Origin of the sequence: Arcobacter sp. (genome assembly GCF_050300555.1) — a bacterium.
Lineage (GTDB): Bacteria > Campylobacterota > Campylobacteria > Campylobacterales > Arcobacteraceae > Arcobacter.
Genome location: NZ_JBNKXY010000448.1, coordinates 1 through 515 on the forward strand (window position 1 = coordinate 1; position 515 = coordinate 515).

A 515-nucleotide genomic window follows, 5' to 3' on the forward strand; every position below is an offset into this window, starting at 1 on the left:
AAGAAAAAAAGATTAAAGAATCGAAAAAAGAGCAAAAAAAAAGTGAATCACAAAAGTGATTCACTTTTAAAACAAATAAAAACGCTAATTAGAATTTAGAAATTTGATTTGCTAAATCTTGAATATCAGCGTCTGAAAGTCTTGCAACTTGACCTTTCATTACACCTTTCATAGCTCCACCGTAAGAACCATCTTTATAACCTTTTAATGCTGCAACAACTTTTTCAGCTGGCCAACCTTTGATTATTTGTGATTTACCTAAAGCAGCTTTTTCAGCAGCAGCTCCATGACAACCAGCACATGGTGCAAAACTAGCAGCCATTAAAGACGCTGCAGCGATCATTGTTCCTAAAACAATCTTTCTCATCTATTCTCTCCTTAAATTTAAAAACTAAATTTTAGCGATTTATTCTTTTATCTAACTTATGAAAAGCTATTAAAATGGCTATACTTAGTATAATAAAAGCTTATAATGAGATATTTAGTCATCTTTTTATATAGTATTTTTTTAAGTT

The 515-nt window shown here is 30.1% G+C and carries 1 protein-coding gene; it reads right to left on the reverse strand.

Annotated features, from left to right (window positions below; translation table 11 throughout):
- Window positions 1-88: 88 nt before the first annotated feature.
- Window positions 89-367, reverse strand: a complete 279-nt coding sequence (locus ACQY5W_RS13635) for a c-type cytochrome (RefSeq protein WP_428025511.1) — start codon at window positions 365-367, stop codon at window positions 89-91.
- Window positions 368-515 lie beyond the last annotated feature (148 nt).

Coding starts and splice junctions, on each gene's coding strand:
- ACQY5W_RS13635 (WP_428025511.1), bottom strand. CDS start 367: ATGAGAAAGATTGTTTTAGGAACAATGATCGCTGCAGCGTCTTTAATG.